Source organism: Sporosarcina sp. ZBG7A (assembly GCF_000813425.1).
GTDB lineage: Bacteria > Bacillota > Bacilli > Bacillales_A > Planococcaceae > Sporosarcina.
In genome coordinates this window covers 1-12,842 of record NZ_JWIB01000055.1, presented here as the reverse complement: position 1 = coordinate 12,842, position 12,842 = coordinate 1, and the positions used below count along the sequence as shown (strand labels likewise).

The window sequence follows — 12,842 nt, the reverse complement described above, 5'->3', positions numbered from 1 at the left end:
AAATCCATGTGAGTGCCCCGCAAAACAAAAAAGACTGTCAGAAAGTCAGCAACACTGACTTTCTAGCAGTCTTTATCTCTTCGGAACAACTTTGATCTTCGGCTTGCGCCAGCTTATGATGCGCTTTGGATGGAAAATGCTTAATCCGATCAAGAAGCCGACCACCAGACCGGCAATATGCGCAGCCGCGTTAATATTAGGTCCAACAAAGGTCATAACAACACTGAGTCCGATAATTGGTAACATAATTTGGCGAAGCTGAGGTAACATCTTTTTTGTGTAATACACAAGAGCGCCAAATGCACCAAAAATCCCGAAAATCGCACCACTTGCACCGACGTGTAAATAATTGGAGTCGTAAATAAAGAACGTTGCAATGTCTCCGAAGACACCAGCCAAGAAGTACACAGTTAGAAATCGTGCCTTACCAGCTACCTTTTCCAACTCTGGTCCAAAGATGAATAAGGAAAACATATTGAATAATAGATGCATGATTCCGGAATGTAAAAACATTGGTGTGACAAGACGCCAATACTCTCCTTGTTCAATCATATAATTCGAGCCTACTCCAAAGTTCCAAATGGTATCGCCTATGATGGGTAGAAACGTGAGTAGATGAATCACGACATTAAGAGCGATAAGCGTGGACACTACAGGATATAGCCGAATGTATTGAGAAAAACTTTCAGTACGGATAAACATGACTCTCCCCCGATCTTTGTTTTAGTATACAATTTTTCGACTCTATATGGAAAGAAGGTGACTGAATGATATCAGGAATTGGTTTGGATATTACAGAACTTGACCGAATTGCAGAACTGGACAACAAATCCGATAAATTCCGCAATCGAATTCTTACGACTGAAGAACAGCGATACTACGAGAGCCTTTCCAATCACCGTCGTATCGAATTCCTTGCGGGACGTTTTGCAGCAAAAGAAGCTTTTGCAAAAGCGCTTGGAACCGGAATTGGTCCAACATGCAGTTTTCTGGATATTGCGATCTTGCCTGACGATAAAGGCGCACCTATCCTATACTTTAACGGAAACCTTGTGGACGGCTTTGTTTCCATTACACATACGAAGACGGTAGCTGCTGCACAAGTAATTCTTCAAAAAATGGAACGTTTCTAACCAGCTTTGCATAAATGACTGTCCCTCCTCATAAGATGACCTACCCGATTGAAATAGGAGAGGATGACCTGAATGCGGAGCAAAATTGGATTACTGTTGATGGGTGCGGTTCTTTTGTTACTAACTGCTTGTGGAGCACCGTCGAAAGAAGATGTCGTCAAGAAATTGAGTGGTAAATGGAATGATTCCAATGGGTACGATCTTCAAGCAACGATGGAGATTAAGACTGGTGAAGAACCACGTCAATATGACGTGACAGTTTGGCACACGAAGCCTGATTTTTACAAAGTGGACGTTTCTCAAAAAGGGAAAGACGAATCACAGATGATCGTACGTAACGAAGAAGGGGTTTTTGTTGTCACGCCATCCTTGAACAAGACGTACAAATTCCAAAGTGATTGGCCTGCACAAAACAGCCAGGCGTACTTAATCAGTACATTATCTGATGATATTAAAGCGGATAAGAAGTCCACGATGACTGAGAAAGATAAGACGTATGTATTTGAAACGGCAACACGCAATAATCATAAAGCAGTTCTGCCGAAACAACAGATTCATATCGATAAGAAGACATTGCTTCCAACGCATGTATCCTTATTGGATGAAAACAAGGAAGAGAAAATCCGTGTGACATTCAAGAAAATCACTTTAGGTGTGAAGCGTAAAGCGGATGATTATAAAGTCGAGACGGAAAATATGGATCACGAGAAAAAAGATGAAAAACCGAAGGACAAAAAGGCACAACTTGAAACCTTCTATCCTTCCGCTTCCTTTGAAGGTGTCACGTTGTTAAGTGAAGAACCTGTTGCAACAGAAACTGGAACGCGTCTCTTCCTATCTTATGGTGGTGCTGGAAAAGAGTTCGTTGTTGTTCAAGAACCAGCAGCTGAAATGGATAGCCAAGTGGCAGTATCCATTGAAGGGGATCCAGTAGATCTAGGTTTCGCTGTAGCAGCTCTTTCAGGAAATACGATTCGCTGGGAACAAGATGGAGTTGCGTTTTATGTAGCCTCTGAGACCCTTAGTAAGGGAGAACTCATTCAAGTGGCTGGTTCAATGCAAACAGATGTAGTCAAGTAAATCAAACACGTCAAGCGGGTGCCGAACAATCCGGTACCCGCTTGTTATCTAGATTGACGTACGGCGCCTTTCAGGATGATAATGAGAATACTTATTCTGAAGAGGTGATCCGCGTGACAGAATCATTTAACTATCGACCGACTCGCGCAGTAGTGGATGTGGGTGCGATTCGATCGAACGTCAGGAACTTAAGGGAACTACTGCCTGCTGAAACGGGCATCATAGCAGTTGTGAAAGCAGATGGTTATGGACATGGCGCAACTGAAAGTGCACGGGCTGCGTTCAGAGAAGGTGCGATAATGGCGGCTGTTGCAACGCCTGACGAAGCATTGGATTTACGTGAGGCGGGTATTCAACAACCGATTCTAGTACTTGGTCCAGTACCCATTACTTTTTTAAAAGAAGCAATCCGCCAAGAGATTACAGTTGCGATTCCAGGTGTTCAATGGGCGCAAGCTGCAGCTGATGAACTCAGAGGGATTAAAGAATCTTTGAATACTCATGTAAAAATTGACACAGGGATGGGTAGGATAGGCGTACGAAGTGAACAAGAAATTGTTGAATTAGTTAAAATTCTTGAAGGAACTTCGGCTATCCGAGTGGAAGGTATATTTACACACTTTGCAACTGCAGATGAGCAAGATACGAAGAGTACGGAGGAGCAATTCCGGAAATTTAATCGGCTAGTTACCTGCTTTCCGGAACGCCCGAAACTTATTCACGCTGCAAATAGCGCAGCAGCACTAAGATTTCCAGATTTTGCGCTCGATGCGGTTCGTTTTGGTATTGGTATGTATGGTATAGCGCCTTCTGAAGTGGTTGCTCGGGAACTGCCATTTCAACTTGAACGTGCATTGCGATTGGAAACGGAGATTGCATTTGTTAAGCAAGTGGATGCGAAAGAACCAATCAGTTATGGCGGTACCTACGTATCGCAACCAGGTGAGTGGATCGCAACGTTGCCAATCGGCTATGCAGATGGTTTGAAGCGCGGATTGCTCAATCAAGAAGTATTGATTCGCGGAAAACGTGTCCCGATAGTTGGAACAATCTGCATGGACCAATGTATGGTGCGATTACCTGAAAGATATCCAGAAGGCGAACCAGTTGTATTATTAGGGAAACAAGGAAATGAAGAAATTACAATGGAAGAATGGGCAACTCGTATCGGCACGATTCCTTATGAAATTGCCGTAACGATTGCTAGACGTGTACAAAGACAGTATTTTGGGGATTAGTTGGCACCTCCTACTTCTCGCACTTTCGACAAACTACCAAACCTGACTGCGCAACTTGTCGCTATATTACCTAATTTGTCTTTTCATTGTCGAACTCCAATGGTAAGATAAACATGTATAGAAATGAGGATCGGGTTTTGTCGGAGGTGCTAGAGTTGGATGCTAACCAAAACAAAAGAGAACTACTTATGGAAATCCCCACAAAAATGCTGAAACAAAATGAACAGACGATCGTCCATCAGGAGCAGCAGGGAGATTTCGTATATTACTCGGCTACGCGGTATAAGACTGATTGTGAGTTAAATGCAATCAGAGAAAAGATGATGCGCGGATATGTGGAAATGTCCCAAATCAATCTTGGAATTGCCGCTGAATGTCTGCATGCGGAATTCGAAGCTCAGCATACGGTGGAACGAATCGTAAGCGGAGGATGAAAAGTTGGCAATTAAACGCGGAGATGTCTTTTTTGCGGATTTGTCGCCTGTCGTAGGATCTGAACAAGGCGGCACGAGACCTGTTCTCGTCATTCAGAACGACATTGGGAACCGGTTTAGCCCTACAGTGATTGTAGCGGCAATCACTGCCCAGATACAAAAAGCAAAGTTGCCGACACATGTCGAAATAGATGCGGCCCGTCACGGATTCGAGCGGGATTCTGTAATCCTGCTCGAACAAATCCGCACTCTCGACAAATCGAGGCTCACAGATAAAATCACCCACTTAGATCACCAAGTTATGCAGAAAGTGGACGAAGCATTAGAAGTCAGTTTTGGCTTAACTAACTTATAGGCATACATAGCAAAGAAATCCATTCTGTCCTCCGACGGAATGGATTTTTTGTACGGAAAAGATGCTGAACGGACACTTATCCGTTATAATAGAGAACAAAGTTGTATCGCGTTTTCATCATAAGGGGGAAAAGACATCATTATGAACAGTAAAATGAGGATAATAGTAAACGAGCATATGGATGCAATTATTGAACAGTGGATTGAACTGATGAAAGAAGAGAAGGGAGAGCGTTTCTTCCATTTTATGCCTCAGCATCTTGTTGAAAAAACGAGTCGTGAGTTCACGACGTTAATGACTTCCAACATAACGGAAGGCGAAAGCGCGTTAAACAACGAACGCCTAGACGACTTTACGGAGAAAGTGATCCGCTTTGGGTGGTCGATAAAATTCGTGAACAAAGCAATCGATAATTTTGCTGCCGTTGTTTTTGAAATGCTTGAAGACGAGGAAGTCATTACCGAACAGAATCTTAGAATCTTTATGGGTGTATTCACTGGATGGATCAACCCCTTACGTGAAAGCATTATAGAAGCATATTCTATCAAATGGGAACAAACTGACACGTTGCAAAAAGTCGCGTTGCAGGAACTTTCGGCTTCTCTAATACCGGTAGTGGACAAGGTTTCAATCATGCCTTTAGTCGGAACCATCGATACAGAGCGTGCTAAGCTGATAATGGAGAATTTACTTGAAGGTGTTGTTCAACAACGAGCGGAAGTTGTATTACTAGACATTACGGGAGTTCCTGTTGTCGACACAATGGTTGCACACCATATCATTCAGGCGGCAGATGCTGTTCGTCTTGTGGGTGCAAAATGTATGTTAGTCGGAATTCGACCTGAAATTGCACAAACTATCGTTGCACTTGGCATAAATTTAAGTGATTTCACGACCACTAGTACACTTCGCAGAGGAATGCAGGAAGCACTAAGCTTAACCAACAGAGAAATAGTGGAGGTAGAGTAATATGAATGTCCGTATACCTATTTTGAAATTAGATGAAGTACTCATTGTGTCCATACAATGGGAATTAGACGACCAGACTGCGATTCAATTTCAAGAAGATTTATTGAACAAAATGCACGAAACTACTGCTAGAGGTGTCGTCATCGACTTGACCTCTATTGATTTCATTGATTCATTCATCGCAAAAGTGCTTGGTGACGTAATTAGTATGTCAAGTCTCATGGGAGCTAAAGTAGTCATTACAGGAATCCAACCTGCCGTAGCAATTACTTTGATAGAACTCGGTATTCGTTTGGAAAATGTAATGACAGCCCTGGACCTTGAAAACGGACTTACGAAGCTACGTAGAGAATTGGAGGCCTGAATATGAGCAATCGGTCTTCTGTAGAGATTTTCACGGAATGGGATATTGTTGCTGCACGACAGCTTGGTCGTAATGAAGCGAAAAACTCCGGGTTCGGAACAGTGGACCAAGCAAGAATCACAACCGCGATTAGTGAACTGGCACGCAATATTTACTTGTACGCAGGTAAAGGAAAGATAGAAATCGAGCGACTTTCGACAGATGGCATGAAGGGGATGACTATCATCGCTTCGGACGAAGGACCTGGTATTCCGGATTTACGTAGAGTTATGGAAGATGGGTTTTCAACATCTGGAGGACTAGGCGCAGGAATGCCTGGAGTAAAACGCTTGATGGACGATTTTAAAGTCGAGTCAGAGGTTGGTAAGGGTACCATAATAACTGCAACAAAATGGCTGCGATAAGGAGAGTAACAAATGCCGCAAGAAGTCGGAAAGCAATACTCTGAATTGCTTAGGAAATATATAACCCATGAGGATGAAACTGATTTATATGCTGCACAGCAAGTCAGTCGGAAGTTTATCGAAAAAAAGATTTCACCAGAAGAAGTAATTAGTCTTCATAAAACATCTGTGGAGCAGATTTTTCCTGATCTCTCTTCACGTATCGGCCCCTCTTACGACTTTTTAATAGAGATTATGATCCACTACGGATTGGCGCTAATGGAGCATCAAAGTCTCTTACGTAAACAAGAAGCGATGCAAATCGAAATGGATGTCGCTGTAAAGGTACAAGATATGCTTCTTGAGACAACAGTACCCAAAGTAGATGGCTTGGATATTGGAATAGTAAGTAAGCCCGCGAAAAAAATGAGTGGGGATTATGTCTATTTTATCGAGCAAGGTAATAAGGAAGCATGCGTTGCTGTGGCGGATGTGATGGGTAAAGGACTTCCTGCCGCCCTGTGCATGTCGATGATTAAGTTCGGGATGGACAGTTTGCGGGAAAAGGCCACAGAGCCACATCACGTGTTAGAAGTCATTAACCAAATCGTTGAGAAAAGCATGGATGATTCAATGTTCATCTCCATGTTTTACGGTAAGTACGTTGAAAGTACAAGTACGTTTACGTTCGGCTCCGCTGGACACGAGCCTGCATTGCTTTATCGTGCTGCAGAAGACCGATTTGTTGAGTTGGATGCAAAAGGACTTCTACTTGGGATCAGTAAAGACGTAGACTTCCAGCAAGAATCAGTGGAGTTGTTGCAGGGTGATTTCATCGTCATGTTGACTGATGGTGTAACTGAAGGTAGAAATGCTGAAGGATTCATTGACGAAGATGTCATTTTGGACATGCTACGTGATGTGAAAAACTTACCCGCACAACAAATTGTCGACCATCTTTATACAGAACTTTTCAAAATGCAAAATTACATGTTACATGACGACTTTACTCTTGTCCTCTTCAAGAAAGAATAAAAATGTTTTGTTCACACGAAATTGGGTAAACACAATTATAGAGGATTAAACTCAGTTTACAACAGAAAATATGGGGTGTGGATAAATGAATTTACAAGTTGATGTACAAGAGAAGGACTGTGTCCATGTATTTAAAATCGTTGGGGAGATTGATGCGTTTACTGCCCCAACATTAAAGGAGCGACTTGAAAAAGTTGCAGACCAACCGGAATGTCAAGCTGTGCTCGATTTTAAAGAAGTGAATTATATGGATAGTACGGGATTGGGCGTTTTTGTAGCGTTTTATAAGAAAGTGAAAGCTGTGAATGGCTCAGTTAAAATCGTCGGTTTGAACAAACGACTTAAGCGTCTATTTGAAATTACAGGTCTCGATGATGTCGTTGAGATTGAAATGGAAAGTGGGGACCCGAATGGCACCGTTTGATTACATTGAAATAAAAGTTCCTGCTAAGCCACAGTACGTCGGTGTGGCAAGGCTAACGATTTCAGGGCTAGCAAGCCGCCTTGGTTTTACATACGATGAAATTGAAGATTTGAAGATTGCTTCCAGCGAAGCGATTACAAATGCAGTACGGCATGCTTATGATGAAGATGAAGAAGGTGAAATCATCATAGGCTGTGCGTTGTATGAAGACAAACTGGAAATCATGGTAGCAGATCACGGACAAAGTTTCGATTTTGAAGAAACTAAAAAACAGGTCGGTCCTTATACTGAACAAGAGTCTGACGTTCAACTCATACGCGAAGGAGGACTTGGACTCTATTTAATGGAAACACTAATGGATGATGTAAAAGTCCATCATGAAGAAGGAGTCACTGTTTTCATGACCAAATACCTGGGCAGAGAGCGGGGCGAAGCGGATGTCAAGCAAACAGCCTACTCGTGATCCGCAAGTTCAGGAACAAGTTTTAGAGTGGATTAAACGATATCAAGAAAACGAGGATGATGAAGCGCAAACTCGACTCGTCATGCACTATGAGCGTCTCGTACAATCGATCGCTCGTAAATATTCTAAAGGTAAGTCATATCACGAAGACATCGCCCAAGTGGGAATGCTTGGTCTACTAGGTGCTATCCGTCGATATGATCCTGATTTCGGTCGTAGTTTTGAAGCATTTGCTGTCCCTACGATTATCGGAGAAATTAAACGATTTTTACGTGATAAAACATGGGCAGTTCATGTACCGAGACGTATTAAAGAACTCGGACCACGTATAAAAGCAACCGTTGAAACACTTACTACAGAACTTCAAAGGTCTCCGCTTGTTAGCGAAATTGCAGAGTACTTGGAAGTAGACGAAGAATCTGTATTGGAAGCTATGGAAATGGGACGTAGTTATCAAGCGCTCTCAATGGACCATACGCTTGAAGCGGATTCTGAAGGCGGTACGGTCACGCTATTTGATATCATCGGGTCAAAAGATGATGGATATGAAAAAACGGACCAGAGGTTGCTCGTTGCAAATGCGTTGAATGTTTTGTCGGACAGGGAGAAACAGATTATCCAATATACATATATTGAACAACTTAGCCAAAAGGAGACCGGTGAACTTCTTGGCATCTCTCAAATGCACGTGTCCAGACTTCAACGTAAGGCAATTAAGAAATTACAGGAGGCCATAGTGGCTGCGGGCGGGGCCTCCTGATGGAAGCATTCAAAAACGATCATATCGAGGCATATATTTATCAGCAGGCCAAAGGTGGAAATCGTGATTCTGGGGACGTGTACTTTCTTCACTCGGAAGAGGATTATTTTATATGTGCAATTGCGGATGGACTTGGCAGTGGAATTGTTGCCCGCCAATCTGCGGAAGTCATGCCACGTATATTAGAGGAGCATCATGAAGAATCGATTGAAGAGCTACTCAGTCGTATTAATGAGCATATGGTTCAAAAACGTGGTGCAGCGGTAGCGATTGTGAAAGTTGACTATGTGAAACATACCATTCAACATAGCTGTGTTGGCAATGTCCGGTTATATATCCGGCAACAAGACGGCAAGATGCTTTATCCACTTCCCGTGATGGGGTACTTATCCGGTCGTCCTCAAAAAATGAAGACACAGGAGTATGCATATCAAAATGGAGATTTGTTCTTCATGCACTCAGACGGTGTCGAACTAAGAAGTCCTAAAGCTTATTTATGCCAAAGTGATGATCCGCTTGCGCTATCAGAAATGGTGCGTGCAACGGTGAAACCTGGCGACGATGCGACGTTCATCGCAGGAACCCTGCTTCTATAAATTAGAAGTGGGATTTTTTGTGTGCACTTTCATGGTAAACTAAGAAGTAATGAATGGGGGAATGGAAATGTCGGAACGAATTTTAGAATTGACCGCAAAACGTGCAGCACTTCCGTTAAAACAAACTAAACAAGTCATTGCATTGTTAGATGAAGGGAATACGGTGCCATTCATTGCACGGTACCGTAAAGAAGCAACCGGCTCATTGGATGAAGTTCAGATTAAAGACATTGAAGACGCATACCAATACAGCAAAGGCTTGGAACAGCGAAAAGAGGAAGTCCTTCGACTGATCGGTGAACAAGACAAGTTAACTCCTGAACTGGAACAGCAAATAGAAGCAGCAGATGTTTTACAACGGCTTGAAGACTTATATCGTCCTTATAAACAAAAGCGTCGGACTCGTGCCATGATCGCGATTGAGAAAGGCTTGAATGGGCTTGCGGACAAACTTCTTCAATTTACAAACGAAGCTGTTGAAACGTTGGCCAAAGAGTTCATCAACGAAGAAAAAGAAGTGAATACAGTTGAGGATGCGTTAACAGGCGCACAGGATATTATTGCAGAGCGTCTTGCAGATGATGCTGGGCTACGCGAGAAAATCCGTAAAATCAGCTGGTCCAGAGGGACACTCGTCTCATCCAAACGCAAAGACGCTGAAGATGAAAAAAGCATTTATGAGATGTATTACGAATATGAGGAACCTTTGTCTAAGGTTGTTCCACACCGCGTTCTCGCATTAAATCGGGGAGAAAAAGAAGATGTACTCCGAGTAACAGTAGGATTTCCCGCGGACAGAATTATAGGGGATTTGGAGAGAAGTGTTGTCAAACGGGAATCTTCTCCTGCTACACAGTATGTAAAAGAAGCATTGGAAGATTCGTTCAAGCGACTAATTGCTCCATCTGTGGAACGCGAAATCAGAGCGTCTTTATCTGAAAAGGCAGAAGCGCAGGCAATTCATGTATTTGCAGAAAATCTGAAGAGCTTGTTACTGCAGCCACCATTAAAAGGGCGAATGGTACTGGGAGTCGATCCGGCTTTTCGGACAGGCTGTAAATTGGCGGTAATCGATGAGACTGGGAAAAACCTAGAAATCTCGGTCATTTATCCACACCCACCGAAACCTCAAAAAGAGGCATCGAAACAAACAGTATTACAACTACTGAAGAAATACGACATTAAACTAATTGCGATTGGAAACGGGACGGCTTCTAGAGAAACAGAAAAGTTCATTGCAGAAACGATAAAGGAAGTCGATTCCGATGTAGCGTATGTCATTGTCAATGAAGCAGGGGCGAGTGTTTACTCTGCATCTGCACAGGCCCGTTCTGAATTCCCTGACCTGCAAGTTGAGCAACGAAGTGCAATTTCGATCGCTCGTAGACTACAAGACCCTCTATCAGAGTTAGTGAAAATTGATCCTGAATCGATAGGGGTCGGTCAATATCAGCATGACGTTGCTAAGAAGCAATTAGCAGAATCTCTTTCGTTTGTCGTTGAAACTGCTGTAAACCGTGTTGGTGTCAATGTCAACACGGCCTCTGCATCATTATTACAATACGTCGCTGGACTGTCTAAAACAGTTGCTGAAAATATTGTGAAGAAGCGTGAAGAGGAAGGTCAATTTGAAAAGAGAACGCAGTTGAAGAAAATACCTCGATTAGGTGCAAAAACCTACGAACAGGCAATAGGTTTCTTACGAGTACCTAATGCAAAGGAATTATTCGATGCAACAGGCATACACCCGGAGAGTTATGCACTCGCCGAAGACATATTACGGGAAGCTGGAGTTTCTAAGGAACAAGTTGGATCCGCAGAAGCAATTGCTGCACTCAACGATTTAAATAGCGCGGAACTCGCAAGTAAGCTGAATGTAGGAACAGTGACCGTTAACGATGTGATTGAAACATTGAAACGACCGAATCGTGACCCGCGTGATGAATATCCTCAACCTCTTTTAAAAGCGGATGTACTTGATATGAAAGATCTTCACGAAGGAATGGAAATGCAAGGAACAGTGAGAAATGTTGTAGACTTCGGTGCATTTGTCGATATAGGAGTGCATGAAGACGGACTCGTTCATATTTCGAAATTGAAAAAAGGGTTTGTGAAGCATCCTTTGGACGTCGTAGCATCAGGTGACATCGTAACTGTTTGGGTTGAGTCTGTAGATAAAGCAAAGGGTAGAATTGCCTTGACGATGTTATCACCTGCAGGGAAATGACAGTGAAAGGTATTAATCTATCGATTGATGATCTACAAGCACTTACTGAGACTCTATCCATTCAGTGGTTTCAGAAACCATTTGTTCACAAAGCTGTCTACAACAGTCGTCTTCAAACGACGGGCGGTAGGTATATGCTGTCGGATCATTCCATACAAGTGAATCCTAAGGTTGAAGATCTATATGGAATGGAAGAGCTAGTAGGTGTCTTGAAACACGAGTTGTGCCATTACCATCTTCATATAGAAGGAAGAGGGTATAAACATGGAGATTATGATTTTAAAGATCTTCTACTAAGAACTGGTTCACCAAGATATTGCAAACCACTCAAGAGCCGTGAAACGTCATCTAGAAAGATTCGTATCTATACTTGTACAAATTGCGGACTTCAATATAATCGGAAACGACGAGTAGACACAAAACGATTTCGATGTGGAAAATGTCACGGTATACTAAAAGAGATTCAATAACACGAGTTTTTTAAAACGTTCAACCCTAGTCATATCAAGGGATTGAACGTTTTTTTAAAAAGTTTCAGGAAAACTGTTGACGAATAGTGAAAGACTGTCTATAATAATAAAAGTCGACAAGGAACAACGACAACAAACGACAAAGCAACACACTATAAATGGCCCCTTGGTCAAGCGGTTAAGACACCGCCCTTTCACGGCGGTAACACGGGTTCGAATCCCGTAGGGGTCACCATGTTCTTTCTATTAATGATATTGGGGTATAGCCAAGCGGTAAGGCAACGGACTTTGACTCCGTCACTCGTTGGTTCGAATCCAGCTACCCCAGCCAAGTTTTTCAAACTTCGTTTGAAAAACTTAGCGAGAGACACCGTGAGATATTTGGAACGATGATAATGAAACCATTATCTGATTTCAAAACTGTACGAGCCATTAGCTCAGTTGGTAGAGCATCTGACTTTTAATCAGAGGGTCGCAGGTTCGAATCCTGCATGGCTCACCATTTACTTTTAAAACTTAAACTTAAAACTTCGAACTTAACTGTTGACAAACTTTACTTATCGTGTATAATAAAGGATGTCGCAAAAATAATAAATAAGCGGTAGTGGCGGAATGGCAGACGCGCTAGGTTGAGGGCCTAGTGGGGGTTAACCCCGTGGAGGTTCAAGTCCTCTTTACCGCACCAAACATTCTTAATTAATCTTAGCGAGCGCCCGTAGCTCAATTGGATAGAGCGTCTGACTACGGATCAGAAGGTTGTGGATTCGACTTCTGCCGGGCGCGCCATAACATAATAATAATAACGCGGGTGTAGTTTAGTGGTAAAACCTCAGCCTTCCAAGCTGATGATGAGGGTTCGATTCCCTTCACCCGCTCCATAATTTATAACCATATGAACCTTGAAAACTGAA

At 42.7% G+C, this 12,842-nt stretch carries 16 protein-coding genes and 6 tRNA genes; 21 read left to right on the top strand and 1 reads right to left on the bottom strand.

Annotation, left to right across the window (positions count from 1 at the left end; genetic code table 11):
• Positions 1-72: 72 nt before the first annotated feature.
• Positions 73-702 (bottom strand): rhomboid family intramembrane serine protease, encoded by a 630-nt coding sequence (locus RL70_RS15965; RefSeq protein ID WP_039044392.1) that lies wholly within the window; start codon positions 700-702, stop codon positions 73-75.
• Between the two features lie 65 nt (positions 703-767).
• On the opposite strand from RL70_RS15965, the gene acpS reads away from it, so the two are divergent.
• The 21 genes from acpS to RL70_RS15860 all read left to right on the top strand — a co-directional run bounded on the left by acpS (position 768) and on the right by RL70_RS15860 (position 12,809).
• Positions 768-1,133: a holo-ACP synthase gene (acpS, locus tag RL70_RS15960; RefSeq protein ID WP_039044391.1), complete on the top strand. Its 366-nt coding sequence runs from the start codon at positions 768-770 to the stop codon at positions 1,131-1,133.
• Between the two features lie 72 nt (positions 1,134-1,205).
• Positions 1,206-2,213, top strand: coding sequence for an outer membrane lipoprotein carrier protein LolA (locus RL70_RS15955; RefSeq protein ID WP_039044390.1), 1,008 nt, complete (start codon positions 1,206-1,208; stop codon positions 2,211-2,213).
• A 113-nt stretch (positions 2,214-2,326) separates the two neighbouring features.
• A complete protein-coding gene (gene alr, locus RL70_RS15950; protein WP_039044389.1) occupies positions 2,327-3,451 on the top strand; it encodes an alanine racemase in 1,125 nt (374 codons plus the stop codon).
• Positions 3,452-3,597: 146 nt separating this feature from the next.
• Positions 3,598-3,885 carry a transcriptional regulator gene (locus tag RL70_RS15945; protein ID WP_369795252.1) on the top strand — a complete coding sequence of 96 codons (288 nt, stop codon included), beginning with the start codon at positions 3,598-3,600 and terminating at the stop codon, positions 3,883-3,885.
• A 4-nt stretch (positions 3,886-3,889) separates the two neighbouring features.
• A complete protein-coding gene (locus RL70_RS15940) occupies positions 3,890-4,240 on the top strand; it encodes a type II toxin-antitoxin system PemK/MazF family toxin (protein WP_025783175.1) in 351 nt (116 codons plus the stop codon).
• Positions 4,241-4,381: 141 nt separating this feature from the next.
• Positions 4,382-5,209 (top strand): RsbT co-antagonist protein RsbRA, encoded by an 828-nt coding sequence (locus tag RL70_RS15935; RefSeq protein ID WP_039044388.1) that lies wholly within the window; start codon positions 4,382-4,384, stop codon positions 5,207-5,209.
• A 1-nt stretch (position 5,210) separates the two neighbouring features.
• The gene (locus RL70_RS15930) at positions 5,211-5,573 is read left to right on the top strand and encodes an STAS domain-containing protein (RefSeq protein WP_025783173.1); all 363 of its coding nucleotides are present in this window, start codon (positions 5,211-5,213) and stop codon (positions 5,571-5,573) included.
• A gap of 2 nt (positions 5,574-5,575) precedes the next feature.
• Complete coding sequence (locus tag RL70_RS15925; RefSeq protein WP_039044387.1) at positions 5,576-5,977, top strand: anti-sigma regulatory factor; 402 nt, start codon at positions 5,576-5,578, stop codon at positions 5,975-5,977.
• A 12-nt stretch (positions 5,978-5,989) separates the two neighbouring features.
• Positions 5,990-6,991, top strand: a complete 1,002-nt coding sequence (locus tag RL70_RS15920) for a PP2C family protein-serine/threonine phosphatase (RefSeq protein WP_039044386.1) — start codon at positions 5,990-5,992, stop codon at positions 6,989-6,991.
• A gap of 85 nt (positions 6,992-7,076) precedes the next feature.
• Positions 7,077-7,415, top strand: a complete 339-nt coding sequence (locus RL70_RS15915) for an STAS domain-containing protein (protein ID WP_039044385.1) — start codon at positions 7,077-7,079, stop codon at positions 7,413-7,415.
• Positions 7,402-7,878, top strand: coding sequence for an anti-sigma B factor RsbW (gene rsbW, locus RL70_RS15910; RefSeq protein ID WP_039044384.1), 477 nt, complete (start codon positions 7,402-7,404; stop codon positions 7,876-7,878). The genes RL70_RS15915 and rsbW overlap by 14 nt, the downstream gene beginning before the upstream one ends.
• On the top strand, positions 7,853-8,638 hold the full coding sequence (sigB, locus tag RL70_RS15905) for an RNA polymerase sigma factor SigB (RefSeq protein WP_025783168.1): 786 nt from the start codon (positions 7,853-7,855) through the stop codon (positions 8,636-8,638). Before rsbW ends, sigB begins: the two co-directional genes overlap by 26 nt.
• Positions 8,638-9,234, top strand: coding sequence for a SpoIIE family protein phosphatase (locus RL70_RS15900; RefSeq protein ID WP_039044383.1), 597 nt, complete (start codon positions 8,638-8,640; stop codon positions 9,232-9,234). Before sigB ends, RL70_RS15900 begins: the two co-directional genes overlap by 1 nt.
• A gap of 67 nt (positions 9,235-9,301) precedes the next feature.
• Positions 9,302-11,461 carry a Tex family protein gene (locus RL70_RS15895; RefSeq protein ID WP_369795251.1) on the top strand — a complete coding sequence of 720 codons (2,160 nt, stop codon included), beginning with the start codon at positions 9,302-9,304 and terminating at the stop codon, positions 11,459-11,461.
• Positions 11,462-11,472: 11 nt separating this feature from the next.
• Positions 11,473-11,931: a SprT family protein gene (locus tag RL70_RS15890; protein ID WP_231567292.1), complete on the top strand. Its 459-nt coding sequence runs from the start codon at positions 11,473-11,475 to the stop codon at positions 11,929-11,931.
• Between the two features lie 160 nt (positions 11,932-12,091).
• Positions 12,092-12,166 (top strand) — tRNA-Glu (locus tag RL70_RS15885).
• Positions 12,167-12,187: 21 nt separating this feature from the next.
• A tRNA-Gln gene (locus tag RL70_RS15880) sits at positions 12,188-12,262 on the top strand.
• Between the two features lie 95 nt (positions 12,263-12,357).
• Positions 12,358-12,433 (top strand) — tRNA-Lys (locus tag RL70_RS15875).
• A gap of 96 nt (positions 12,434-12,529) precedes the next feature.
• Positions 12,530-12,616, top strand: a tRNA-Leu gene (locus RL70_RS15870).
• A 24-nt stretch (positions 12,617-12,640) separates the two neighbouring features.
• A tRNA-Arg gene (locus RL70_RS15865) sits at positions 12,641-12,717 on the top strand.
• An 18-nt stretch (positions 12,718-12,735) separates the two neighbouring features.
• Positions 12,736-12,809 (top strand) — tRNA-Gly (locus tag RL70_RS15860).
• Positions 12,810-12,842: the final 33 nt, after the last annotated feature.

Coding starts and splice junctions, on each gene's coding strand:
- sigB (WP_025783168.1), top strand. CDS start 7,853: ATGTCAAGCAAACAGCCTACTCGTGATCCGCAAGTTCAGGAACAAGTT.
- RL70_RS15925 (WP_039044387.1), top strand. CDS start 5,576: ATGAGCAATCGGTCTTCTGTAGAGATTTTCACGGAATGGGATATTGTT.
- acpS (WP_039044391.1), top strand. CDS start 768: ATGATATCAGGAATTGGTTTGGATATTACAGAACTTGACCGAATTGCA.
- RL70_RS15915 (WP_039044385.1), top strand. CDS start 7,077: ATGAATTTACAAGTTGATGTACAAGAGAAGGACTGTGTCCATGTATTT.
- RL70_RS15900 (WP_039044383.1), top strand. CDS start 8,638: ATGGAAGCATTCAAAAACGATCATATCGAGGCATATATTTATCAGCAG.
- RL70_RS15965 (WP_039044392.1), bottom strand. CDS start 702: ATGTTTATCCGTACTGAAAGTTTTTCTCAATACATTCGGCTATATCCT.
- rsbW (WP_039044384.1), top strand. CDS start 7,402: ATGGCACCGTTTGATTACATTGAAATAAAAGTTCCTGCTAAGCCACAG.
- RL70_RS15955 (WP_039044390.1), top strand. CDS start 1,206: ATGCGGAGCAAAATTGGATTACTGTTGATGGGTGCGGTTCTTTTGTTA.
- RL70_RS15935 (WP_039044388.1), top strand. CDS start 4,382: ATGAACAGTAAAATGAGGATAATAGTAAACGAGCATATGGATGCAATT.
- RL70_RS15920 (WP_039044386.1), top strand. CDS start 5,990: ATGCCGCAAGAAGTCGGAAAGCAATACTCTGAATTGCTTAGGAAATAT.
- RL70_RS15930 (WP_025783173.1), top strand. CDS start 5,211: ATGAATGTCCGTATACCTATTTTGAAATTAGATGAAGTACTCATTGTG.
- RL70_RS15895 (WP_369795251.1), top strand. CDS start 9,302: ATGTCGGAACGAATTTTAGAATTGACCGCAAAACGTGCAGCACTTCCG.